General features: G+C 49.3%; 21 protein-coding genes. 13 read left to right on the forward strand and 8 right to left on the reverse strand.

Going from position 1 to position 23,475, the window contains the following annotated elements:
- Positions 1-6: 6 nt before the first annotated feature.
- The 4 genes from rsmG to DFR44_RS02145 form a co-directional block, all read right to left on the reverse strand.
- Positions 7-699: a 16S rRNA (guanine(527)-N(7))-methyltransferase RsmG gene (rsmG, locus tag DFR44_RS02130; RefSeq protein ID WP_133619074.1), complete on the reverse strand. Its 693-nt coding sequence runs from the start codon at positions 697-699 to the stop codon at positions 7-9.
- Positions 696-2,630, reverse strand: a complete 1,935-nt coding sequence (gene mnmG, locus DFR44_RS02135) for a tRNA uridine-5-carboxymethylaminomethyl(34) synthesis enzyme MnmG (RefSeq protein WP_133619075.1) — start codon at positions 2,628-2,630, stop codon at positions 696-698. The genes rsmG and mnmG overlap by 4 nt, the downstream gene beginning before the upstream one ends.
- 200 nt (positions 2,631-2,830) lie before the next feature.
- Positions 2,831-3,613: a TSUP family transporter gene (locus DFR44_RS02140; protein WP_133619076.1), complete on the reverse strand. Its 783-nt coding sequence runs from the start codon at positions 3,611-3,613 to the stop codon at positions 2,831-2,833.
- 27 nt (positions 3,614-3,640) lie between these two features.
- Positions 3,641-4,669, reverse strand: a complete 1,029-nt coding sequence (locus DFR44_RS02145) for an asparaginase (protein ID WP_133619077.1) — start codon at positions 4,667-4,669, stop codon at positions 3,641-3,643.
- 421 nt (positions 4,670-5,090) lie between these two features.
- Between DFR44_RS02145 and DFR44_RS02150 the strand changes: the two genes are divergently transcribed.
- The 7 genes from DFR44_RS02150 (at position 5,091) to DFR44_RS02180 (ending at position 12,074) form a co-directional block, all read left to right on the forward strand.
- Positions 5,091-5,642 (forward strand): c-type cytochrome, encoded by a 552-nt coding sequence (locus DFR44_RS02150; RefSeq protein ID WP_133619078.1) that lies wholly within the window; start codon positions 5,091-5,093, stop codon positions 5,640-5,642.
- 391 nt (positions 5,643-6,033) lie between these two features.
- Positions 6,034-6,561, forward strand: coding sequence for a MarR family winged helix-turn-helix transcriptional regulator (locus DFR44_RS02155; RefSeq protein WP_133619079.1), 528 nt, complete (start codon positions 6,034-6,036; stop codon positions 6,559-6,561).
- 70 nt (positions 6,562-6,631) lie between these two features.
- Positions 6,632-8,113 carry an efflux transporter outer membrane subunit gene (locus DFR44_RS02160; protein WP_133619080.1) on the forward strand — a complete coding sequence of 494 codons (1,482 nt, stop codon included), beginning with the start codon at positions 6,632-6,634 and terminating at the stop codon, positions 8,111-8,113.
- A 51-nt stretch (positions 8,114-8,164) separates the two neighbouring features.
- Positions 8,165-9,397 (forward strand): HlyD/EmrA/EmrK family protein, encoded by a 1,233-nt coding sequence (locus tag DFR44_RS02165; protein ID WP_133619081.1) that lies wholly within the window; start codon positions 8,165-8,167, stop codon positions 9,395-9,397.
- Between the two features lie 75 nt (positions 9,398-9,472).
- On the forward strand, positions 9,473-10,135 hold the full coding sequence (locus DFR44_RS02170; protein WP_133619082.1) for an NAD-dependent epimerase/dehydratase family protein: 663 nt from the start codon (positions 9,473-9,475) through the stop codon (positions 10,133-10,135).
- An 8-nt stretch (positions 10,136-10,143) separates the two neighbouring features.
- Positions 10,144-11,730, forward strand: a complete 1,587-nt coding sequence (locus DFR44_RS02175; protein WP_133619083.1) for a DHA2 family efflux MFS transporter permease subunit — start codon at positions 10,144-10,146, stop codon at positions 11,728-11,730.
- Between the two features lie 92 nt (positions 11,731-11,822).
- Entirely contained in the window at positions 11,823-12,074 is a 252-nt protein-coding gene (locus tag DFR44_RS02180; RefSeq protein ID WP_133619084.1) for a hypothetical protein, read from the forward strand.
- Between the two features lie 38 nt (positions 12,075-12,112).
- On the opposite strand, the gene htpX is transcribed toward DFR44_RS02180, so the two are convergent.
- From htpX to def, 3 genes are all read right to left on the reverse strand, one after another.
- Positions 12,113-12,979 carry a zinc metalloprotease HtpX gene (gene htpX / locus DFR44_RS02185; protein ID WP_133619085.1) on the reverse strand — a complete coding sequence of 289 codons (867 nt, stop codon included), beginning with the start codon at positions 12,977-12,979 and terminating at the stop codon, positions 12,113-12,115.
- Between the two features lie 64 nt (positions 12,980-13,043).
- Positions 13,044-14,009, reverse strand: coding sequence for a methionyl-tRNA formyltransferase (gene fmt, locus DFR44_RS02190; RefSeq protein WP_133619086.1), 966 nt, complete (start codon positions 14,007-14,009; stop codon positions 13,044-13,046).
- Positions 14,010-14,075: 66 nt separating this feature from the next.
- On the reverse strand, positions 14,076-14,579 hold the full coding sequence (gene def / locus DFR44_RS02195) for a peptide deformylase (RefSeq protein ID WP_133619087.1): 504 nt from the start codon (positions 14,577-14,579) through the stop codon (positions 14,076-14,078).
- A 76-nt stretch (positions 14,580-14,655) separates the two neighbouring features.
- Here def and DFR44_RS02200 point away from each other — a divergent pair, with 76 nt between their 5' ends.
- The 4 genes from DFR44_RS02200 to DFR44_RS02215 all read left to right on the forward strand — a co-directional run bounded on the left by DFR44_RS02200 (position 14,656) and on the right by DFR44_RS02215 (position 18,241).
- Positions 14,656-15,558, forward strand: a complete 903-nt coding sequence (locus DFR44_RS02200; RefSeq protein ID WP_133619088.1) for a hypothetical protein — start codon at positions 14,656-14,658, stop codon at positions 15,556-15,558.
- A gap of 5 nt (positions 15,559-15,563) precedes the next feature.
- Positions 15,564-16,709 carry a DNA-processing protein DprA gene (gene dprA, locus DFR44_RS02205; protein WP_133619089.1) on the forward strand — a complete coding sequence of 382 codons (1,146 nt, stop codon included), beginning with the start codon at positions 15,564-15,566 and terminating at the stop codon, positions 16,707-16,709.
- A 35-nt stretch (positions 16,710-16,744) separates the two neighbouring features.
- Positions 16,745-17,692 carry an ion channel gene (locus DFR44_RS02210; protein WP_133619090.1) on the forward strand — a complete coding sequence of 316 codons (948 nt, stop codon included), beginning with the start codon at positions 16,745-16,747 and terminating at the stop codon, positions 17,690-17,692.
- Between the two features lie 90 nt (positions 17,693-17,782).
- Entirely contained in the window at positions 17,783-18,241 is a 459-nt protein-coding gene (locus DFR44_RS02215) for a DUF494 family protein (RefSeq protein ID WP_162845121.1), read from the forward strand.
- Positions 18,242-18,330: 89 nt separating this feature from the next.
- Here DFR44_RS02215 and mnmE read toward each other — a convergent pair whose 3' ends face one another.
- On the reverse strand, positions 18,331-19,716 hold the full coding sequence (mnmE, locus tag DFR44_RS02220; RefSeq protein ID WP_133619092.1) for a tRNA uridine-5-carboxymethylaminomethyl(34) synthesis GTPase MnmE: 1,386 nt from the start codon (positions 19,714-19,716) through the stop codon (positions 18,331-18,333).
- Between the two features lie 543 nt (positions 19,717-20,259).
- Between mnmE and DFR44_RS02225 the strand changes: the two genes are divergently transcribed.
- Together DFR44_RS02225 and DFR44_RS02230 are read left to right on the forward strand one after the other, a co-directional pair.
- On the forward strand, positions 20,260-22,815 hold the full coding sequence (locus DFR44_RS02225) for a DNA topoisomerase III (protein WP_133619093.1): 2,556 nt from the start codon (positions 20,260-20,262) through the stop codon (positions 22,813-22,815).
- A gap of 22 nt (positions 22,816-22,837) precedes the next feature.
- On the forward strand, positions 22,838-23,461 hold the full coding sequence (locus tag DFR44_RS02230; protein ID WP_133619094.1) for a glutathione S-transferase family protein: 624 nt from the start codon (positions 22,838-22,840) through the stop codon (positions 23,459-23,461).
- The last annotated feature ends 14 nt before the right edge of the window (positions 23,462-23,475 follow it).

Genomic DNA, 23,475 nt, shown 5'->3' on the forward strand with positions numbered 1-23,475 from the left:
CCTTTTTTAACTGCGTTTTAGTTGTATCAAATGTCGTTGTGCATCCAATTGGGGGACGTGCAGTTCAACCGAAGTGGCGTTCCATTTTCCTATGAATGCTCGATGAAGCTCTGCCATTTCATCTTCGGGAAAGACCCCTTTCATCGCAGCAAAGAAGCCGTTGTCGGCAAGCGCCTTTTCTGACAATTGCACAAAATCAATGACACTGGCGAAAGCGCGGCTGGTGATGATGTTGTGACTTTGACTTGTCGGTAAGTCTTCCACTTTCCCTGTAATCACATTTAAGTTGGTGAGTGCTAGCTGTCCCTTAACTTGTTGTAAAAACGCTGTTTTTTTATGGACAGGGTCAATTAAAGTGAGTTGCCAATTTGGACGCATGATGGCTAATACCACACCAGGCAAACCACCGCCCGTACCGACATCGAGTACGGAAATGGCGTGTTCACTCATATTCAAATCAGTTATCCACTCTTCTAAAATGGGCAATATGACAAGGCTATCCAGCAGGTGATGACTGACCATTTTGTCTGCATCGCGGATGGCGGATAGGTTGTAGACATGGTTCCATTTTGCCATGAGACTGAGGTATTCAACGAGCTGGCTGCGTTGCTCAAGGCTGACTTCAAGGGCAGTCTGTGCTAAGCCTGCGTCAAGTTGGGCGCGAACGTGAATTGGGTTGAAAGCGGTGATACGAGTCATGCGCCCTGCTCCATTTTTTTCGCATGGGCTTGGTTGGTGCGTTTGATGTGCACCAGCAGCAGCGAAATGGCGGCGGGCGTGATGCCTGATATACGTGCGGCTTGTCCAACGGTTTCGGGTGCATTTTTAGCGAGCTTTTGTCGCACTTCGATGGATAAGCCTTTGACATCCATATAGTCTAAGTCACTTGGGATGCGCGTGCTCTCGTGATTGGCGTGTTTACTGATTTCGTCTTTTTGTCGCTCAATGTAGCCCGCGTATTTAATAGCTATTTCAACCTGCTCTTTGACAATCTGCTCGTCAATCGGGTTGTCAGCCAATGAAACGCTCGGCGCAAAACGTGCATTGTCGGCCGTGATGAGTTTGTCATACGTCACTTCAGGGCGGCGAAGCAAATCAGCGAGGCTGTATTCGCGCTCGATGTTTTTGCCTAGTAATGCGGTCGCGCTTTCTGTGGAAAAGTTGTTTGGATTGACCCAAGTGGACTTGAGACGTTCTTGCTCACGCGCAACGGCTTCCATTTTGCGTTCAAAGTAATGCCATTGCGCATCACCAACCAAGCCCAACTCACGACCAATCGCGGTTAAACGCGCGTCTGCATTGTCCTCGCGGAGCGATAAGCGATATTCTGCGCGGCTGGTGAACATGCGGTAAGGCTCGCTGACCCCTTTTGTGATGAGGTCGTCCACCAATACGCCGAGATACGAGTCGTGTCGTGCGGGTCGCCATTCTTCTTTGTTTTGTGCGCGTCTGCCCGCATTTGCACCTGCGAGCAGACCTTGCGCAGCGGCTTCTTCGTAGCCTGTGGTGCCGTTGATTTGCCCTGCAAAATACAAGTTGGCGATGGCTTTGGTTTCAAAAGTGGCTTTTAACCCGCGAGGGTCAAAGTAATCGTACTCAATGGCGTATCCAGGGCGCAAAATATGCGCATTTTCCAAGCCGACCATGGAGCGCACAAGGTCAATTTGCACATCAAATGGGAGGCTGGTTGAAATGCCGTTTGGGTAAAATTCGTGCGTGCTTAAGCCCTCTGGCTCTAAGAAAATTTGATGTTGTTCCTTATCGGCAAACCGATGAATTTTGTCTTCAATTGATGGGCAATAGCGCGGCCCCACGCCTTCAATCACGCCCGTGTACATGGGCGAGCGTGATAGGCCGTTGCGAATAATCTCGTGCGTGCGTGCGTTGGTGTGGGTAATCCAGCACGGGACTTGGCGCGGGTGTTGTTCGGCTCGACCCATGAATGAAAAAACGGGGACAGGGTCTAGGTCGCCAGGTTGTTCAGTGATTCGGCTGTAATCAATGGTGCGTCCGTCAATTCGTGGCGGTGTGCCTGTTTTTAGCCGTCCTTGTCCAAGGTTGAGTTCTTTTAGCCGATCCGATAGGCGCAGCGCCGCTGGGTCACCTGCCCTGCCGCCCGTTGTGTTGTTTAGGCCGACATGGATTTTTCCACCTAAAAAAGTGCCTGCTGTCAACACCACGCAAGTGCCATTGAATTGAATGCCGATTTCAGTGATAACGCCTGTCACTTTGTCGCCTTCAACAATCAAGTCGTCAACCGCTTGTTGGAATAAATCAAGGTTTTCTTGGTTTTCTAATGCGTGACGTACCGCAGCCTTGTACAGCACTCGGTCGGCTTGCGCGCGTGTGGCACGAACAGCGGGACCTTTACTTGAATTTAAAATACGAAACTGAATCCCGCCTAAATCGGCTGCTCGCGCCATAACCCCGCCAAGCGCATCCACTTCCTTAACCAAATGTCCCTTGCCAATCCCGCCGATAGATGGGTTGCAACTCATTTGCCCTAAAGTTTCAATATTGTGCGTCAGCAAAAGTGTTTGGCAGCCCATGCGTGCCGAGGCGAGCGCAGCTTCTGTACCTGCGTGTCCACCGCCAATGATAATCACGTCGTAATTTTTTTGGTAAATCATGTTTAAACAGCTTTCTTAAAGTAGCCATAATTATACCGTAGTTGTTCTTTTCTTCATTTGTGTTTCACGTGAAACATACAAATGAGTTGTTTTTTTGAACCTAATCCATCGGGTTTGATAACTAGAAAAGCGATTATGTTTCACGTGAAACAAAAAATGCGCAGTGAACTGCGCATTTTCATGAGAATATGTATGGTGTTTTAAAGAAAAACCTTGATGGTGTCGTAAGTGAATTTAACAATCGTGACTGACAGAATGACGATAAAAACTTTGCGAATAAAAGGCGTTCCGTATTTTGTAACGACATGTGTGCCACACAATGCGCCCAATATATTGCTCATTCCCATCAGTGCGCCAGTGAGCCAAAGAACATGCCCTTGCAATCCGAATAGTGCAAGCGCACCAAAATTGGCGGCAAGGTTTAAGATTTTTGAATGTGCAGTGGCTTTCAAAAAATCGTGACCAAATAGTTTAACAAATACAAAAGCTAAAATAGAACCAGTCCCTGGCCCAAAAAAACCATCATACAGGCCTATACCTACCCCTACCGCTAAACCACGCTTTTTTTCTTGGTTCGTGCTTAGTTTTAAATCAATGTGCATTTGACCCAAATCTTTTTTCAAAAAAGTATAGGTGACCATCAAAAGCAAAAGAACCAGCATGATGGGGCGTAAATACTGGACGGGTAACAAAACGGCGGCGTTTGCGCCAACAACCGAAAAAATGAGTGTGGCTATAATTGCGCCTTTGAGCATGTTCCAATTGAGCTGGACGCGCTTGGCGTATTGTTTGGCTGCGATGGCTGTTCCGCAAATGCTTGATAATTTGTTCGTACCCAATAGGGTTGCTGGTGTTTGTTGAGGCAGGATGCCGAATAGACCAGGCACTTGAATTAAGCCGCCACCGCCAACGGCGGAGTCAATCAAGCCCGCGACGAATGCGAGTGGTAATAGTAATAATAGTTCGGGTGTTAAAAAGTCCATGGTTGTCTCTTTTGTTGTTGAATAATATTAGTGAGGCAGTTTGAGTTGTTGAAAACCTTTTTGGATGTGGTCGATGGCATCATCGTTGTTGTGCTGGGAGCGCGATAACAAAAGCTGTGTATAGAGGCGCGCTTTGTGTGCGGGCAAGTCATGTGCAAAACATGTGCCCAGTTCAGCTAAGGTTTGCCCTCCCCCTTTGTAGCCATAAACAGGTTCGCATAATCCCAAAGGTGAGCGGGAGGCTATCACAACAGCAACTCCTTGTTCGATGGCTTGCACGATGCCATCGTACAACTCGAGGTTGACACTGCTCGCGCCAACAGCTTGCACCACAATGGCTTGTGCCCCGAGCTTGATGCTGGCGTGAAGCAGGCTTGCGTCTGCACCTGCATACATGTTGATGATGTCTACGCGCGGGAGTTCGGATGTTTCACGTGAAACATCAATGTGAGGGGTGAAACGTTGGGCGGGCACAAGATATTGAACGGTCTGATTGTGTGAGATGCGTCCCAGAGCGGTGAACTGAGGCGAGCAAAAAGTGTGTAAGCTGCTGGTATCCATTTTGCGCACATATCTAGCACTATGAATTTCTTGATTCAAGCAAACCATGACGCCGCGCTTGAGAGAGTCATCATCGGAGGTCACGCGCACTGCAGCCAGCAAGTTTGCCATTCCATCGCTGGACAGTTGATCATTGCTGCGCATTGCGCCAGTGAGGACGACGGGCTTGTTGTGGAGCTGATTGTCTCCAAGCGATGCATCCAATAAAAAGGCGGTTTCTTCTAAGGTATCTGTGCCGTGAACAATGACGATGCCCGCAATGGATTCATCCGTTAGTGTGTCTATGATGTGTTGGCGCAGTTCTAGTGTTTTATTGGGTGACATTTGTGCCGAGGGTAAGTTAGATACTTGAGTGCTGCTAATTTCTGCAATTTCCTTTAATGCGGGAATGGAGGCTGTTAATTCGTCTCCAGAAACGGCTGGAACAAGTAAACCTTCGGCATTTGTGCGCATGGCAATGGTGCCGCCTGTAAAAAAAACATGTATTTTTTTCATATTGTAGAAAATGAAAGCCGACTATTGATTGTCGGTGAGTGTTGAATCTTTTTAAAAAGCGCTGAGGTTTGCCATTGTTTTGTAATATTGCAACAGATGTTGCTTTGATTGGAGCTGCTTGACAACAATCTAAGCTATTGTAGCTGAGTTCGTGTATGTATAGGTAAAGGTGTTTATGGGTAAGCTCAATATCGTTGTTGTCCAATGTTTCAACTATATTTTTAGCGCGTTGCAGTACAGCTCTGGTTGTGCCTTACTGCAATTGTGGCAAAGCGACACAGAATGTGGACATAGTGTGGCAATTTCAAATCGAATTGCATTTGAATGTGGCTTAACCATTTATTTATTATGGTTTTAAGATTACAATAGAGGTATTCATTGAACCGCACGGCTTTACGGCCTCACGCTACAGGAACTTAAAATGACACAGTCGCAACAGCCCCTTCACACCCCACATGACGAAACTGAACAACTCGACGCTAAGAGTGCTTTAAGCGTCGCTGGCGTTGCTTTTGGCTTGGCCGCTGCCCCATTGGTTTTATTGTATTTACTGGCGCAAGCGATTAACCCATCTACGGCAACGACAGGCGAAAATATGAGTGCCGCGGCTATTGCAGACCGCTTGCGTCCTGTTGCTGGTTTTGAGCTGGTTCCAGCGGTTAAGGGTCCGCAGACAGGCCAACAGGTTTTTGAAGGTTTGTGCACAAGCTGTCACACAGCGGGTACAAATGGCGCGCCTAAAATTGGTGCCAACGGTGATTGGGCGCCTCGCATTGGTAAGGGTTATGACATGTTGTTTCAACATGCGGTGCAGGGTTTTAACCAAATGCCTGCTCGAGGAGGTAACCCTAAGTTATCAGACCTTGAGATTGGTCGAGCCATTGTGTACATGACGGGCAAATCAGGCGGTCATTTCCCTGAGCCTGTTGATCCAGCTGCTAAAGGTGCAGCGGCTGACGCAACTAAGAAATGATTTTTTACTTTATTTGCCTAACTAGGTAAAAATAACCATGCTTAAAGCGCAAATAAGTTGGATGAAAAACACAAATCTCTAAGTATTTTCCACAAAGCACTTGTTTTTTTTATCCATTTGTATTACATTATGACCTAGGCGCAAGCCTCCCCCGCTTTTCCTCCCTAAGCGGGGTGGTCAGAAATGACGTTTAGCCTCAAGTTTTTAACTTGAGGCTTTTTTTATTTCAAAATGCACCATTGGTATTTGCATCAGTGACAAAGTCTCCTCGTGTCGCATTTTTGATTGGGCGAGGGTTAAAGAATAGACTAAGGTTTATATTAATTGACAAAATAAAATAATCAGGTAAACTGATTATTAAAATAAATGATTAAATATTTACAAAGTTTTTATGAACTCTAAAACCGAGAAAAAAGACTGTGTTTTTTCAGCCATCCCTAACGAGATGAAACCAGTGATTGCACTAATCAACCGAGCAGCACATGGCTGTACGGATTTGTTTAATAAACATTTGGCGCGAGTTAATTTGACTGTAAAAGGTTTTTTGATTTTGTGTGCCGCTTATAAAAATACGTCTTTTTCACAGTTAGATATCGCCAAAGGCCTATTGATTGACCGTAGTACAATGGTTAGTCTGGTAGACGCGTTAGAACAGCGTGGCTTGGTTGAGCGGGTGCGGCATGTAGAAGATAGGCGCCAATACCGTGTCGTGCTGACGCTAGAAGGTGAGCGTCTGTTTAAAGAGGCGCGCGAAATTGCGTATCAAACCGAAGATGAGTATTTGGCGGTGTTGTCGGACAAACAAAAATCTGATTTGAAGGCATCGCTGTTGTTGGTTTTGAATGCTCAAGCCGAAAAAGAGTCGCAACTCTCTCAAACAGCACCTTTATTGCTTGCTACTCAAACAACTGCTGAATAATCAAAATAAATGAGTGGTGCAAGTTTGTGTCCGATTAGGTGAATGGGTAACCCCTCCGTAAATTGAGTAAATGATGGAAAAACAAAAAACAGGGCTAAAGCCGATTGTGAACAGTATCAGCCGAGCAGGCTTGATTGTGACGCTGACGGCACTCGGTTCGGGCTGTGCCATTGTCAGCGGTACGCATGAACCGCTCAAACAAGTGTCTTTGAGTGAGCTCAAACTGCCAGAAGCCAGCGCGCAGGCGCGTGCGAATTGGCCGAAAAATGGCTGGTGGCGGCAATATCAAGATGAGCAGCTCAATGCCCTAATTGAGCAGGCGTTTGCAGGTTCGCCGAACTTACAGGTGCTCGCAACTCGAGTGGAAAGCGCACAAGTTGCGGCCGATGCGGTTAAAAAACTGTCGTATCCATCGGGCGGTATTCGATTGGCGCCGATGGGGCAAACCTATTCTGAAAATTATATTTACCCACCCGCTTTAGGTGGCGAGTGGAAATATTCAGGTGTGGTGGCCGCCTCATTGTCGTGGGACTTGGACTTGTGGGGGCGCAAGCGTTCGCAATATCGCGCGGCATTGGGTCAAGCCGCTGCGGCCGACCTCGAATACGAGGCGGCGCGACAAACCATCGCTGCAAATATTATTGGATTGCATGCGCAACTGGCGGCGCTTGATGGTCGCTTAAAATTGTTGTCCTCGCAAATTGACTTACAAAACACCAATAAAATGCGCTGGTCTGAACGTGAGCGAGCTGGCTTGCAGCCTGTGCAAGCCAGTGTGCAAATTGACAGCGTGATTGCTCAACTTGAACAACTGCGCGGCACATTTGTCGCGCAACGAGAAATTTTAATGGCACAACTGGCCGCTTTAGTTGGTACAACCCCTGCTCAATTGCCTCATGTCGCAATGCCGAATCGCTGGCTTGGGTTAAGTCTACCCAATGAGCTGCCTGCCGACATTTTGGGTGCGCGCCCAGACATCGCCGCTGCGCGTCATTACATCATCGCCGCCAGTGAGAATGTTGATGCCGTACGAAAAGAGTTTTATCCGAACATTAATTTGAGCGTATCAGCGGGTTTTCAGGCGATTGGGTTAAATAATTTATTTAAAGCGGGCAGTCGTTTTGATACGGTAGAGCCAGCCATTACGCTGCCGATTTTTAGTGGTGCGGCTTTAAATGCAAAATTGCGAAACCAGCAGGCCGTGCTGGACTCAACCATCGCGCAATATAATCAGACGGTATACCAAGCGATTTCGGATGCAGGGCAACAATTGGCGAGTTATCGCAATACAGCCACGCAAATCACGCAGCAGATACGCCTCGTAAACGATAACGAACACTTGGCGCAGTTGTCACAGTCGCGCTACGCACAAGGCATTGCGCCACAAATGGAAAGCCTCGTGGCGCAAGCCAGCGTGCTGAGTGCGCAAGACACATTGATTGCCCAATATGCCGCTCGTCGCGCCCAAGAGGCCAAGCTCGCCGTTAGTCTTGGCACAGGGTTTGAAGGCTTGTGGGGCGAAAGCAAGCAGAGCGTAACGCCGCAACAATAACGAATCGTTTAAACATTTGAAGTTAAAGACACAGATTAAACAAGGAACATCATGAGTACAGAGCACAATAATGATGCTGCGCAGACAGAAGTGACCCAACCTGCAACCGTCAGCGTGATACCGAAAGACCAAAACACCGACAATAGCGAGAATGAGCGCACGCGCAAACGCAAAATGTTGCTCATCGGCGGCTTGTTTTTGCTGGCGGGTTTAGCTTGGTTGGCGTATTACTTTGTTGTCTTGCGTTATGAAGAAGAAACAGACAACGCGTATGTGAACGGAAATATCGTTGCCATCAATGCCCAAACAGGCGGCACGGTTGAAGCGATTTTAGCCGATGAAAATCAAGAGGTGCATGCAGGCCAGCCGCTGGTCAAGTTAAGCCCAACCGATGCAGAAGTGGCGTTATCACAAGCGCGCGCTCAGTTGTCGCAAACGGTGCGCCAAATTCAACAAAGCTTTAATAACGCCAATGTCGCTGATGCTCAATTATTCCAAGCGCGTGTGAATTTAAAAACAGCACAAGATGCCGTCAACCGCCGTGCGCCGCTGGTCAAAACGGGTGCGGTGAGCAAAGAAGAATTTGCTCAAGCGCAAGATACCCTAGCTCGAGCGCAAGCCGCTCTCGGCGTGGCGCAGGCCCAACGCAGTACAGCCGTGGCGCAGGTTGCAGGCACAACCATTGCCAATCATCCCGTGATTGAAGCGGCTAAAGCCAGCTTCCGCACCGCCTACATCAACAACAAGCGACTTGCGGTGCTGGCGCCCATGGATGGTTTTGTCGCCAAACGCTATGTGCAAGTCGGGCAACAAATTTCACCAGGCACGCCACTCATGAACCTTGTTGCGGCGAATCAAGTCTGGGTCGATGCCAACTTTAAAGAAACGCAATTGGCCAATTTGCGCGTCGGTCAGCCTGTGACCATCAAATCGGACATGTATGGCAGCCGAGTGACTTTTGACGGTGAAGTGCAAGGCATCGCAATTGGCACTGGCTCTGCATTCTCAGTGTTGCCCGCACAAAACGCCACGGGCAACTGGATTAAGATTGTGCAGCGAGTACCTGTGCGCATATTGCTCAAATCAGAGCAGTTGGCAAAAACGCCTTTGCGGGTAGGCATGTCAATGATTGCTCGTGTGGATACGCATAAACGCGATGGTGCGGTTTTGGGCGCGGTGAATGGCATGGCCGCTCCTGAAAATCTGCAAACCACGGTGTACCAGTCAGACGAAGTGGAAGCCAATGCAGAAGCGGACAAAATTATTAAGAGCAATTTGCATTAAGTTGCTTTAAGGCGAGCCAACACGGATTGATATGAATGCAGGTCAACCCACTGTTTGAACAAAAAAGAATAGCGTATGTCGATAAAACCACAAAAAGTAGCTTTGATTGTAGGCGCCACAGGCTTGGTTGGGCGACTCTTGCTCAACCGTCTGCTTGAATCGGACACTTATGGGCAAGTCATTGTACTAACCCGACGTGAGCTGGGGCGCACACACCCCAAGCTGATAGAATTTAAAGTGGATTTTGACGCTTTACCCACGTTGGGCATACCTGTTGACGACGTGTTCTGTAGCTTGGGTACAACGATTAAGGCGGCGGGTTCACAAGAGGCTTTTTATCAAGTGGACTGCGTGTATCCGCATGCTGTGGCTAAGTGGGCACAAAAACACGGCGCTCGGCAGGTTCTGATGGTGACTGCGCTGGGTGCGTCGGTCACATCGAATGTGTTTTACAACCGCGTCAAAGGTGAAGTTGAACGAAAAGTGATTGCGCTCAAACTCCCAACCACAGTCATCGTCCGACCCTCGTTGATTTTGGGCGAGCGACAAGAGCGTCGGGTCATGGAGCGTTTAGCACAATCGCTCGCGCCATTGCTCAATCGCTTCTTGATTGGCCCGCTCAAAAAATATCAAGCCATACACGCGGAGCAAGTGGCGCGTGCTTTAGTGTCTTTGGCGCAAAAAAATTATTATGGCGTGCGCATCGTTGAATCCGATGTGCTGCGCATCCTTAAATAAAGAAAAAAATGAGTTCTGTCACCACGGTCGATTCGATTGAGTCAAACGGCACTGAAAGCAAGGAGCGCGTCGAGCTTCCTCCACTCAAAGGCGCGGCGCTTGCCATGCTCACGGTTGCCACAGCATTGGCGACTTTTATGGAGGTGTTGGACACCACGATTGCCAATGTCGCCGTCCCAACGATAGCGGGTTCGATGGGGGTTTCTGCCAATGAAGGCACGTCCATTATCAGCTCGTATTCGCTTGCTGCGGCAATCGCGGTGCCATTGACGGGCTGGTTGTCGCGTCGCGTTGGCGAAGTGCGCTTGTTAATCTTGTCGGTTACTTTATTTACGCTGTTCTCGGTATTGTGCGGTTTGGCGACGAATTACAATATGCTGGTCGCTTTTCGACTGATGCAAGGCTTGGTGTCAGGCCCAATGGTTCCGCTGGGTCAGGCCATTATGATGAACAGCTATCCACCCGCCAAGCGTGGAATGGCAATGGCATTTTGGGCCATGACGGTGGTCATTGCGCCTGTGGTCGGCCCCGTGATGGGCGGGTACATCACCGAGAATTTCTCGTGGCCGTGGATTTTTTACATCAACGTCCCGATTGGCGCATTTTGTGTGTATAGCATATCCACCCTGCTCAAGGGGCGTGACACGGAAGTGTCATACGAACCGATTGATGCCTTGGGCTTGGTCTTTCTGGTGCTGGGTGTTGGCTCGTTGCAATACATGCTTGAGCATGCGAACGACTTGGGTTGGTTTCAGTCCAATGAGGTTGTGACCTTAAGCATCATCGCTGTGATTGGATTGACTTTTCTTGTGGTTTGGGAATGGTACGATAAGCATCCTGTGGTGGATGTGCGGCTGATTAAAAACCGTAATTTCGCCATCGGCACAGCCTTGCAAACCATTGGTTTTACTGTGTTTTTCGGCAATATGGTGGTGATGCCGCTGTGGTTGCAAACGGTCATGGGCTACGACTCTTTTCACTCAGGCTTGGCGGTGTCGCCTGTGGCGATGTTCTCGATATTTTTCTCGCCCGTGATTGGCATGAATATGCATAAGGTGGATTTACGCTACTTGGTGCTGACAGGGTTTGGTTTGTTTGCATTTGGCGCGTGGTACAGCAGCTTGTTGACGCCCGATGCCTCCATGAATCAAATCATGCTGGGACGCTTCTTGTTCGGTTTGGGAATCCCCTTCTTCTTCATCCCTTTGTCAGGCATCATCATGCAAGGCTTGGAAGGCGAGGCCATCACGGCGGCCGCAGGTTTTTCAAATTTCTTGCGCACCTTGGGTGGGGCGATTGGTACGGCGGTATTCGTGACGCTGTGGTCACGTCGCACCACCTTTCACCATGCGCGGTTGGTTGAGGATTTGCATCCAGGCAACCCGATGTACGACCAATACATGCTGCAGTTGACGCAGCGCGGTTTAAACGAGGCGCAAAGGTATAACGCACTCAATGGCATTGTCAATCAACAAGCGGGCACCATGGCGACTTTAGATGTGTTGTACCTCACCGCAGGCCTATTTGTCATGCTCATGTTCTGTGTGTTTTTGGCGAAACCCGTGAAAGGCGCGGTAGCGTCAGGCGGTCATTAAAGGCAGCGGTTTGTTTCTGATTTGAGATAAAATGGCGCGATAATTGTCGTGCCATTTGTATACAAGAGAACCGAAGAGAACGAAAGAGAAACATGAAACCCGCTCATATTATCCGCTTTGAAAAACTGCTGGCAAAAGGACGGTTGGTTTACATCCTCAGCACGGCGATGCTGGTTGCGGTGCTCATTACCTTCATACAATATTTAGGCGATCGGGCCATCTCGTGGCAAGGCGTGGGGCTGTACGCTTTTATGGGGGCGGTCATTGCACAGATTGACTGGCTGATTTTAGCTAAACGCTACGAAGCTTTTAACAATCCACCCGATGTCAATCGTAAAAAATGAATAAAAAAGCGCGGATAGAACCGCGCTTTTTTTAAATATTAAACAGGATAGACCCCCGTTCGCGCCATTTCTTGCAAGCGCGCAATGCGCTCCTCAGTCGCGGGATGGGTTGAAAACATTTTGGAAACGCCACCGAATAAAGGGTTGATAATCATCATCTGCGCAGTGGCGGGATGGCCTTCCGCCGCTTCGAAGGGAATACCTTGGGCGTATTTTTGAATTTTGTCCAAGGCAGAGGCCAAAGCCAAAGGCTCTCCTGCAATTTCGGCACCGCCACGGTCAGCCTCATACTCGCGCGAACGAGAAATCGCCATTTGAATCAAACTGGCGGCTAAAGGCGCGAGTATCATCATGGCAAGGGTGGTGAATATATTTGAGCTACCGCCCTCTTCATCATCGTTGCCACGTCCACCAAAGAACAAAGCCATATTCGCCAATGACGAAATCGCACCTGCCATGGTCGCAGCAATGGTGGAAATTAAAATGTCACGGTGCTTGACGTGCGCCAACTCGTGCGCCATCACGCCGCGCAATTCACGCGGAGACAAGGCGCGTAGAATGCCTGTGGTCGCCGCCACGGCCGCATGGTTTGGATTACGCCCTGTGGCGAAGGCATTGGGCGCATCCTCGTTGATAAGATAAACCTTGGGCATGGGCAGCTCAGCGCGAGTGGCGAGCTCTCTGACCATGCTGTAAAACTCAGGCGCGGACTGCGCGTCGACTTCGCGTGCGTTGTACATTTTCAAGACCATTTTGTCTGAAAACCAGTATGAGAAAAAGTTCATCGCCAGAGATAAAACAACAGCAAAAATCATACCCGTCTGGCCGCCAATGGCTTGACCGAGCGCAACGAACAGCGCGGTAATCGCCGCCATTAACATGAAGGTTTTGGTCATATTCCACATGGTTGTGTTCCTATAAAAAAGTTGGAAGCGCACAATGCTTCAAAAACAGATTCAGGACTTAAGCTTAACACACTAGCCGCATGCCTGCAGTCAAGGAGCAGCTGTCTAAAAACTGCGCCACAGGCAGGCGTTTTCCACCTGCCCGCTGTGCTTCGGTGATGCGTAAAGTACCGCTCCCGCATGCCACGTCAATGCCTTGCTTGCTGACATTGATAATCGTACCCGCTGGTAGTGATGAGGCGTCATGGCTTAGAACCTGTGCCGCCCATACTTTGAAGGACTGTGCATCATCGACTTTAGCCGCGCATCCTGGAGCAGGGTCAAACGCCCGAATTTTATGTTCTAAAATGGAGGCATCTTGCGTCCAATTCAAGAGCGACTCGGCTTTGTCTATTTTTTGCGCGTAAGTGATGCCTTCGGCGGGTTGAGGGGTTGCGCTGGGCGGGTTGCCGTTTTGCAACGCCTGTAAGTACTCAACCACCATGTTTGCCCCCATTGTGGCCAAGGTGTCGTGGAGTGTCGCGGTGGTTGTGTTGGCAGCAATGTCGCAAGATTGAATTGCCAGCATATCGCCCGTGTCCAGCCCCACATCCATTTGCATCAAGGTGATGCCTGTTTGAGCATCGCCCGCTTCAATTGCACGATGAATCGGAGCTGCGCCCCGCCAACGTGGGAGCAGTGAGGCATGAATATTGATGCAGCCATGTTTGGGCATGGTCAAAACGTCCGCAGGCAGTATCAGACCATATGCCGCTACCACCATGATGTCCGCTTCAACCGCCGCCAAAGTTACCCGCGCTTCGGCTGCTTCTAGCGGGTATTTGCCATCCAGTTTGAGCGAAGTCGGTTGTGCAACCGCGATATTGTGGCTCAGGGCGACTTGTTTAACTGGGCTGGCGGTCAGCTTCATGCCACGACCGCTGGGGCGGTCAGGTTGAGTCAAGACCAGCGGCACATTAAAGCCCGCGTCAATAATGGCTTGTAGGGCTTGCGCTGCAAAAACAGGCGTGCCTGCGAAAACGATATTCATATCCGTCCGAAAAAATCAGAGCCGATGGCTCAAGGTGGGGCTACTTTAATGGTGCGGTTGTAAAAATTACTCAGCACGCGCTTGTTTTTTAAGTTTCGATTTAATGCGAGTTTGCTTTAAATTTGATAAATGTTGCACAAACACCTTGCCATTCAAGTGGTCGATTTCGTGCTGTAAACACACGGCCAGTAGCTCATCACAGTCCAGCTCAAACCAGTTGCCATCGAGGTTCATTGCGCGCACGCGCACGCGGTCGGGACGGGTGACGATGTCGTACACTTCTGGCACAGACAAGCAGCCCTCTTCCCATTCTTTTTTTTCCAAACTCTGAGCAATGATTTCTGGGTTGATAAACACTTGCAACTGGTCACGCTCCTCGGACACATCCACCACCACAATGCGCTCGTGAATATCCACCTGTGTGGCGGCCAAGCCCACACCATTGGCGTCATACATGGTGTCGGCCATATCCGCAACGAGTTGACGCACGCGCTCGTCCACAGCGGTCACGGGTTTAGCCACCTTGTGTAAACGCGGATCTGGGAATTTTAAAATAGATAAAATGGCCATAAAAATTATACTCAACTATTCATTTAGACTATCATGCCACATTGACTTTCTTTGATTTTAACCAGCGAAAACCAGCATGAGCACACGTAACGAGCGGTATTTTACCACAGCCCTACGCCCTTTCATCGCGGGTGTTTTGATGATGAGCTCGCTGGCATGGGCGCACAAACAAGCGCAATTGATGGGCGTGAGCTGTACCACAGATTTGGGCATGGCGGCGCATGTGGTTTTGGAGCAAACGCAGATGCAAAAGAGCTGGTTTGTGCCCATAGATGAAGGGGCTCAAACAGATTTAGATGCACAGTTTCTACCCTTTATGGCTGCTGATGGACGAGCGTTGCTTCAAAAAAACGATGTAATTTTTGTGCAGTTGCCCGCGCGTTTAGAGGTTGAGGACAAAAATGTTGAGGCAGGTGACATCAAACCCGATGTTGTTCGCATCGTGCGCAGCCGCACAATTAAGGATGGTGTTGACAACAAAACACTGGGGCTGTTTATTGAAACGGTCGGCTGGGCGCAAGTTTCTGCGCAATCAAGTGTTGTGTCGACCGCAAGCGCCAATACACCCAAAGATTTTAGAACCCTTCCCTTACGCATTAGCCGTACTTACAGTGAAGTGGTCTCCACCGACCGCTTACTGCCTGTTGGGTGTGATGAACAGTCAACAATCGCTATTGAGCAAGCCTCTGTCGACAACCGTTCAGCTAAAATTGAAGGCTTTGCGCGTATTTTGGCTTTGCTGAATGCCGAGCGCATTGGCGGGTCATCTGCATTGATTGTGATTGATAAGGGCCGTACTCAAGGCGTGGCGTTGAATCAACAATGGCGTTTGCTAAAAGAAGTGAAGCCAAATTTAGATATGGCTCAAGCGTTTGGTGAGGCGGTTGTGGCACAGGTTTTTGATAAGATGAGCGTTTTAAAGGTGCGCCACAGTGCGCACGAAGTGCAGGTTGGTGATGGGTTGCAATACGAAAAATAACGGCTATGGATAACAATGACTTTTTAACGGATGATGAACTGGCCGCGTGGTTGCGGTTGATGGCAACCAGCGGTGTGGGCGATATGACTGCGCATGTGTTGCTCAAAGCGTTCGGCTTGCCGCAATCGGTATTTGCACAAAGTTATTTGAGCTTAACCAAAGTGGTGAGTGAGCGGGTCGCCAATGCCCTTTTGTCCGAGCCTAGCGAGGCGTTGAAGCGACAGATTGATGAGACGCTGATGTGGCGCGGGCAGCCTGAAAATCATGTGGTGTCGTTGTCTTGTCGCCAATATCCTCAACACTTATTGACCACCGCCGACCCGCCCGCGGTGTTGTACGTCAAAGGGCGTTTATCGCTGCTTAATCACAATGCCAACCTTGCCGTTGTTGGCAGCCGTCATGCAACGGCACAGGGCGTTAGCAATGCCGAACAGTTTGCCCAACAACTCGCAGCGGGCGGTATGAATATCATTTCAGGCTTGGCTTTGGGCATTGATGCGGCGGCGCATCGCGGCGCACTGGCTGCTTTCAAGGCAAATGCGCACGCAGGTTCTACAATCGCAGTGATTGGCACGGGGTGCGACATCATTTATCCCGCTCGCAATCGCGATTTGGCGCATCAAGTGGCACGAGACGGCGTCATTGTCAGTGAATTTCCGCTCGGCACAAAAGCCATGGCGAGCAACTTTCCTCGGCGCAATCGGATTATTTCAGGGCTGTCACAAGGGGTTTTGGTGGTTGAGGCCGCGTTGAAATCGGGTTCTCTCATCACTGCGAGGCAGGCGGCGGAACAAAACCGAGAGGTTTTTGCCATTCCTGGTTCGATACATTCACCCTTGGCGCGTGGTTGCCACGCCTTGATTCGCCAAGGGGCAAAATTGGTCGAGACCGCGCAGGATGTTTTAGAAGAGTTGCAGATTGTGCCGAATGAAGCCTTAATGCCAGTCACAGCCAATTCCAAAGCGCTCGCGCCCGCATCGGATGTGCAAACACAAATCCTGACGGCTTTGGGGTTTGACCCTTGCGATTTAGACACGTTGGCCGCGCGAACCAAGTTGTCGATAGCGGAGCTCTCGAGCGAGTTGATGTTGCTGGAACTCGATGGACGGATTGAAAAAAGACCAGGAAATGTGTATAACCAACGTTCTTAAAAAATGTAACCAAAACATGCAACCCATGGCGAGCGATGGCTGAACCTAATGGGGCTGAAAGTAAAACACACATGAACTCACACACTGTAAAAAAGAAAAAAGTTAGGTCAAGGGTGCTCACGGTGGGCAGTCGCCAAGTGGTCATTCACGGCAACAAAACCCCACTGTGGCATGACCTGTATCACTACGCCCTGTCAGCCACTTGGACGCAGTTTTTCACCGTATTTACGCTTCTTTTTGTTTTGATTAATTTGGGGTTTGCCGCTTTATACATGCGTCAACCAGATGGAATCGCCAATTTATTGCCTCAAAATCTCTTGGGTGCGTTTTTCTTCAGTGTCGAAACCTTGGCCACCGTGGGCTATGGTGACATGCACCCTGTTTCAACATATGCTCATATCATTGCCACCACTGAAATGTTTGTTGGGACGGTGAACGTCGCTGTATTCACGGGGCTGATTTTTGCACGCTTTTCAAAACCAAGGTCGCGCATTATGTTTGCCAACTCACCTTTGATTTCGGTCGTCAACGGTCAGCCGACTTTGTTGATTCGCACCGCGAACGCGCGCCATAACTTCATCGTGGATGTTCAAGCCAAATTGTCCGTGTTGTATGTAGAAACCAGTGTTGAGGGCACGGTATTTAGACGCATTCACGATTTGAAGCTCATTCGTAACGACCAGCCCATGTTTTTTCTCGGCTGGACGGTGATGCATGTCATTGACGAAACCAGCCCTTTATATGGCATGACTGCAGACGACTTGGCCAAAATGGATTTGGATATGGTGCTGATTTTACAGGGGCTTGATGAGTCAACCACACAGCAAATGCAAGCCCGACAAGTGTACAGCCACAGGGATATTAAATGGAATCATCGTTATATTGATTCGATTTACATTGATGCCGATGGGGTGTCGCATGTGGACAACAGTTTGTTTCATGAAACCGAAGCCATTTCCCCCGTTGAAACCAGCAAATCGTGAAAACAATGCGTTTTTGACGTAAAATAGCAACACAGAGCGGCGTACATTTGGAAAATGGGTGCGCCGCTATCTTTTTTTATGGAATGTTCAGTGGTCGATATTTTCTTTTATTTGTTTGAAAACTATGGCGGCATTGCCCAATGCCCAGATGCGCTCACCCTTGCTCGTCGTTTGGCGAACGAAGGTTTTGAGGAGCAAGAGGTTCGCTCCGCCATTTTATGGGTTGAGCAGTTGCGCACACCTTTAAATATTGTGCAGGTTGCGGGTATGGCTGCGTTTAGTCAAAGGATTTATCATGTCAGTGAACGTTCACAAATTGGTGACGCCAACTTGGCGATGCTAGATAGCCTTGTGCATGCAGGCAGCATTGATGAAAAACAACGTGAAATCATCATTGAGCGTTGCTTGATGTTGCCTATTCAAGCGATGGGTCAGCCCGAGAGTTTCAAAGCCTTGTTGCTCACGATTTTGTGGGCCGACAATCAAGAGATCAATGATGTGCTGTTGCATGGCTTGATGGATGAGGTTGAGGGCGAGACGCAACATTAGCAACAATTAAAAAATGGGCGAAGGCTTAAGCGGCCTGCCCTGCTAGAACCAGCCCTTCTTTTAGAAGGGCTTTTTGTTGCCCAATGCCCTTATTTTCCGATACAAAAACTTGAAAAAATAACACCCAGTAAATCATCGGACGTAAACGCGCCCGTGATTTGATTGAGCTGTTCCTGAGCCAAACGCAGTTCCTCTGCGAATAAATCTAATTTTTGGTCCTGTGTTAGCGCGTGCGCGTATGCGGTTTGGATGTGTTCGTCGGCATGGCGCAATGCGGTTAAGTGGCGTTCACGGGCGATGAATACGTCACTGGCAGTTTTTTCAAAGCCGACGATGAAAAGCAAGCGGGCACGTAACGGGTCCAGACCTTCGCCTGTTTTTGCGCTGATGTACATTCGAGAGTCATCATTGACGGCGGATTGTTCAAGCAAGTCGGATTTGTTAATCAGCGTCAAACGGGGTGCGCCCGATGGAATTTTCTCATCAAGCGCCTTGAGCAGCGAGGTGTCACCGAGGCGTTCTTGTTCGGCTTGGGTGGCGTCAATCAAATGCAAGACAACATCCGCTTTTTCGACAGCGGCCCATGTACGCTCAATGCCGATTTTTTCAACCACATCATCCGTGTCGCGTAGCCCTGCGGTATCAATGATGTTTAGCGGCACCCCGTCGATTTGTACGCTTTGGGTGACCGTGTCGCGGGTGGTGCCTGCAATGGGCGTTACAATGGCGACATCTTGCCCTGACAGCGCATTGAGCAAGGAGGATTTGCCAACGTTGGGCTGTCCAACCAAAACCACGTTGACGCCGTCCCGCAGTAATGCGCCCTGCTTTGCCGTGCTCAATACGCCCGCAAGTTCAGCTTGAATGCGGTCGAGTTGGCCAAACGCATCGGCCTTTTGTAAAAAATCAATTTCCTCTTCGGGAAAGTCTAACGTGGCCTCGACCAACATGCGCAAGTGCACCACTTTATCAACCAATGTGTGAATGCGCGACGAAAACTCGCCAGAAAGTGAGCGAACAGCACTTTTCGCCGCTGCTTCGGTTGAGGCTTCGATGAGGTCAGCGATCGCTTCTGCTTGTGCCAAGTCAATTTTATCATTCAAAAAAGCACGTTCGGTAAACTCGCCTGCCGCCGCCAAACGCATGCCGTGCGCAGCGCCCACTGAGAGGCAGCGGCGTAAGAGCAATTGCATGACCACGGGGCCACCGTGCCCTTGTAATTCAAGGACATGTTCGCCCGTATACGAATGAGGTGCGTTGAAATACAAAGCCAAGCCGTGGTCAATTGGCTGATGATGCTCATCCAAAAAAGCACCATAATGTGCATGGCGAGGCGTGAGTGTGCGCCCACATATGGCTTGTGCCAAAGCATCAATGGCTGCAAACGAGCCTGAAGCGCGCACGACGCCGACCCCGCCTCGACCTGTGGCAGTGGCAATGGCAACAATCGGGGGGCTGGTTGGGTGGTTGGGCATAAAAGAACCGTCAAAAGGATGGGTGATTTTTCGGCGAATTGTAGCATTTTTGCTGGCCCAATTGAGCCGAATCCAAACGCATGACGAGATGGTGGCGTTTGAGGGTAAGTGTTGCGTTGGGCTTCTGTTTAAAAAGTAAGTGGTTAATCAGCGCAAATAAATTTCATTTTTTGAGCATTGTCCTTGGTTTTTTAAAGCATGAAGCGCACGTGCAACCACAAGCATCGGCAAGAATTTGTGCGTTGTGTTCGCAAGCAGGCTCGGCATAACGGTCAAAATTCTTATCTTTTTTAATAATTCAGATAGGTTCAGAAAACAGCGAAAGCGGCAGAAAAACCTTGTTTGAAAAATGGTTTTAACTCGCTTCGCTTGCATAAATTACCTGCTTGCGCGTATGATAGCCCGAAAATCAACCTTAACCATTGCTCGTATTTAAATGCGGGACAATGTCAACGGTCTGTTTTGCACTTACCTTTATTTTAAAACCTGCGCAAATTGTCAATTGTCGCAGGTTTTCCAACTTAGCACATAGACAGGCACACCATGAGCAAAACCCTCATCATCGCCGAGAAGCCCTCGGTCTCTAACGACATCGCCAAAGCCATCGGCGGATGCACCAAAAAAGATGATTTTCACGAAAATGAAGACTACGTGATTGCGGCGGCAGTCGGTCATTTACTTGAATTGGTCGTGCCTGAAGAATATGACATTAAACGCGGCAAATGGAGTTTTACTCACTTGCCGCACATCCCGCCCCATTTTGACTTGCGCCCTATTGCCAAGTCAGAGGCGAAACTAAAGACGTTGACCAAGCTGCTCAAACGCAAAGACATCACCAACGTCATTAATGCCTGTGACGCGGGGCGAGAAGGCGAATTGATTTTCCGCTACATCATGCAATACACCAAGGCCAAGCAACCATCGCAACGCCTCTGGTTACAAAGCATGACGCCAACAGCAATTCGTGACGGCTTGGCGCACTTGCGCAGTGATGCACAAATGCTCAACCTTGCCGATGCGGCACGCTCACGCTCGGAGGCGGATTGGCTGGTTGGCATCAATGGCACGCGTGCGATGACCGCTTTTAACTCAAAAGACGGTGGGTTCTTTTTGACCACAGTGGGTCGCGTACAAACACCGACTTTGGCGGTGGTCGTTGAGCGCGAGGAAGCGATTCGTGCCTTTAAACCGCGAGATTATTGGGAAGTGCATGCTGAATTTGTGTGCGCCCAAGGCGTATACAAAGGTCGCTGGTTTGATCCCAAGTTCAAAAAAGACGAAACAGACCCCGAGCGCAGAGACTCGCGCTTGTGGAGCAAAATGGCGGCGCAAACCGTCGTTATGGCATGTGAAGGGCAAACAGGCACGGTCACAGAAGAAGCCAAGCCCAGTACACAAATTGCCCCTGCTTTATTTGACCTCACCAGCTTGCAGCGCGAAGCCAATGCACGTTTTGGCTTCTCTGCAAAAAACACCCTCGGCCTTGCGCAAGCCTTATACGAAAAACACAAAGTGTTAACATACCCGCGTACGGACTCCAAAGCCCTGCCCGAAGACTATATCGGCACGGTCAAGCAAACGATAGGCATGCTCAAAGAGCAAAACAACTACACCCGTTTTGCTCAACAAATTGAAAAAAATGGTTGGGTCAAACCAAACAAGCGGGTTTTTGACAACAGCAAAGTGTCCGATCACTTCGCCATCATTCCGACCTTACAAGCACCTAAAAGTCTGTCTGAGCCAGAACAAAAACTATACGACCTCGTGGTGAAACGCTTCATGGCTGTATTCTTCCCAGCGGCCGAATACATGGTCACAACCCGCATCACCCAAGTCTTAAGCCATCACTTTAAAACAGAAGGCCGCGTCATGGTCAACGCAGGTTGGCAGGCTATCTATGGTCGCGACCAGCAAAAAGAAGACGATACGCTCGTCGCCGTAGCAGCCGATGAAAAAGTCAAAACAGACCTCATCGACTTAATTGGACTGGCCACTCGCCCGCCCGCACGCTACTCAGAGGCGACCTTGTTGTCGGCGATGGAAGGCGCAGGAAAACTCTTAGACGACGAGTTGCGCGAAGCCATGAGCGGCAAAGGGTTGGGCACGCCAGCAACACGCGCCTCAATTATTGAAGGCTTGTTATTTGAAAAATACCTCGTGCGTGAAGGCCGCGAGCTCATCCCCACCGCCAAGGCCTTTCAACTGTTGACTTTATTGCGAGGTTTAGGTGTTGAAGAGCTAACGTCCGCAGAGCTTACAGGTGACTGGGAGCATAAATTGGCCCAAATGGAGCGCGGCGAAATTAAGCGCGATGCCTTCATGCGCGATGTACAGCAAATGACGCAAATCATTGTTAAGCGCGCCAAAGAATTCAATGCCGACACCATTCCAGGGGACTACGCCACGCTAAAAACGCCTTGTCCGAATTGCGGTGGCGAAATGAAAGAAAACTACCGCCGTTTTGCGTGTACCCAATGCGAATTTTCGATGTCAAAAACACCAGGTGGTCGCACTTTCGAGTTGCAAGAAGTAGAGGACTTACTTGCCACTCGAGAAACACCTCTGTTGCAAGGCTTCCGCAGCAAAATGGGTCGGCCATTTGCAGCAATATTACGCATCGTCGAAGACAAAGAGTCGCCCGCTCGTTACAAAATGGAGTTCGATTTTGGACAAAGCAGCGACGAAGAAGAAATGCCCGATTTTTCAGCACAAACCCCTGTGGGCGCATGCCCAAAATGCGGAGGCAAGGTTTACGACGCAGGCACACGTTATGCGTGTGAACACAGCTTTGGTGCTGATAAAAAATGTGACTTCCGTTCGGGCAAAGTGATTTTGCAACAAGAAATTGCTCGAGAGCAAATGGAAAAACTGCTCAGTACAGGCCGCACGGACTTGCTCACGAGTTTCAAGTCTGCCCGTACGGGGCGCATGTTCAAAGCGTTTTTGGTCAACACCAACGGAAAAATCGGCTTTGAGTTTGAAGCCAAAGCACCAAAAGCTGAAAAAGGCACAAGCAAGTTGGCAAAAGCAGTGGATGAGGCGGACAAACCCGTGAAAAAAACGACAACTAAAAAAACGGCGGCAAAGAAAAGCAGCTAAATGCAGATATAAGGAGTTCGGTATGCTGAAAATTTATGGAAAGGCCTCATCCATAAATGTACGTAAAGTCTTGTGGACTTGCGCAGAACTCAATCTTAACTACACACGTGAAGATTATGGTACGGGCTTTGCGCCAACCACTACGCCAGAGTTTTTGTCAATGAATCCGAATGGAATGGTGCCTGTGATTCGCGATGAAGAGTTGGTTTTGTGGGAGTCAAATACGATATGCAGGTACTTGGTGCATCGTCACAAGCGTTTCGATTTGTTGCCAATTGATGCGGAGCAAAAGGCAAGGGTTGAGCAATGGATGGATTGGCAGGCGACTGAACTCAATAATTCATGGCGTTATGCTTTTATGAGTTTGGCTCGTCAACATGTGGATTATCAGGACGAACAAAAAACGAATGCTGGTGTGGCGCTTTGGAACAGTCAGATGAGCATCCTTAATCAGCAATTGGCACGTACAGGTGCTTTTGTCACGGGGCAAGCCTTTACTTTGGCAGATGTTGTACTTGGTTTATCGGTCAATCGTTGGGTGATGACGCCAATGGCGCATGCGGACTTGCCATTTGTGATGGGGTACTATGAGCGATTGAGTCAGAGGCCCGCTTTTATGGTGCATGGGCGGAACGGTTTGGTTTAGTTTATGGCGTCAGT

Source organism: Hydromonas duriensis, from assembly GCF_004363775.1.
Classification (GTDB): Bacteria; Pseudomonadota; Gammaproteobacteria; order Burkholderiales; family Burkholderiaceae; genus Hydromonas; species Hydromonas duriensis.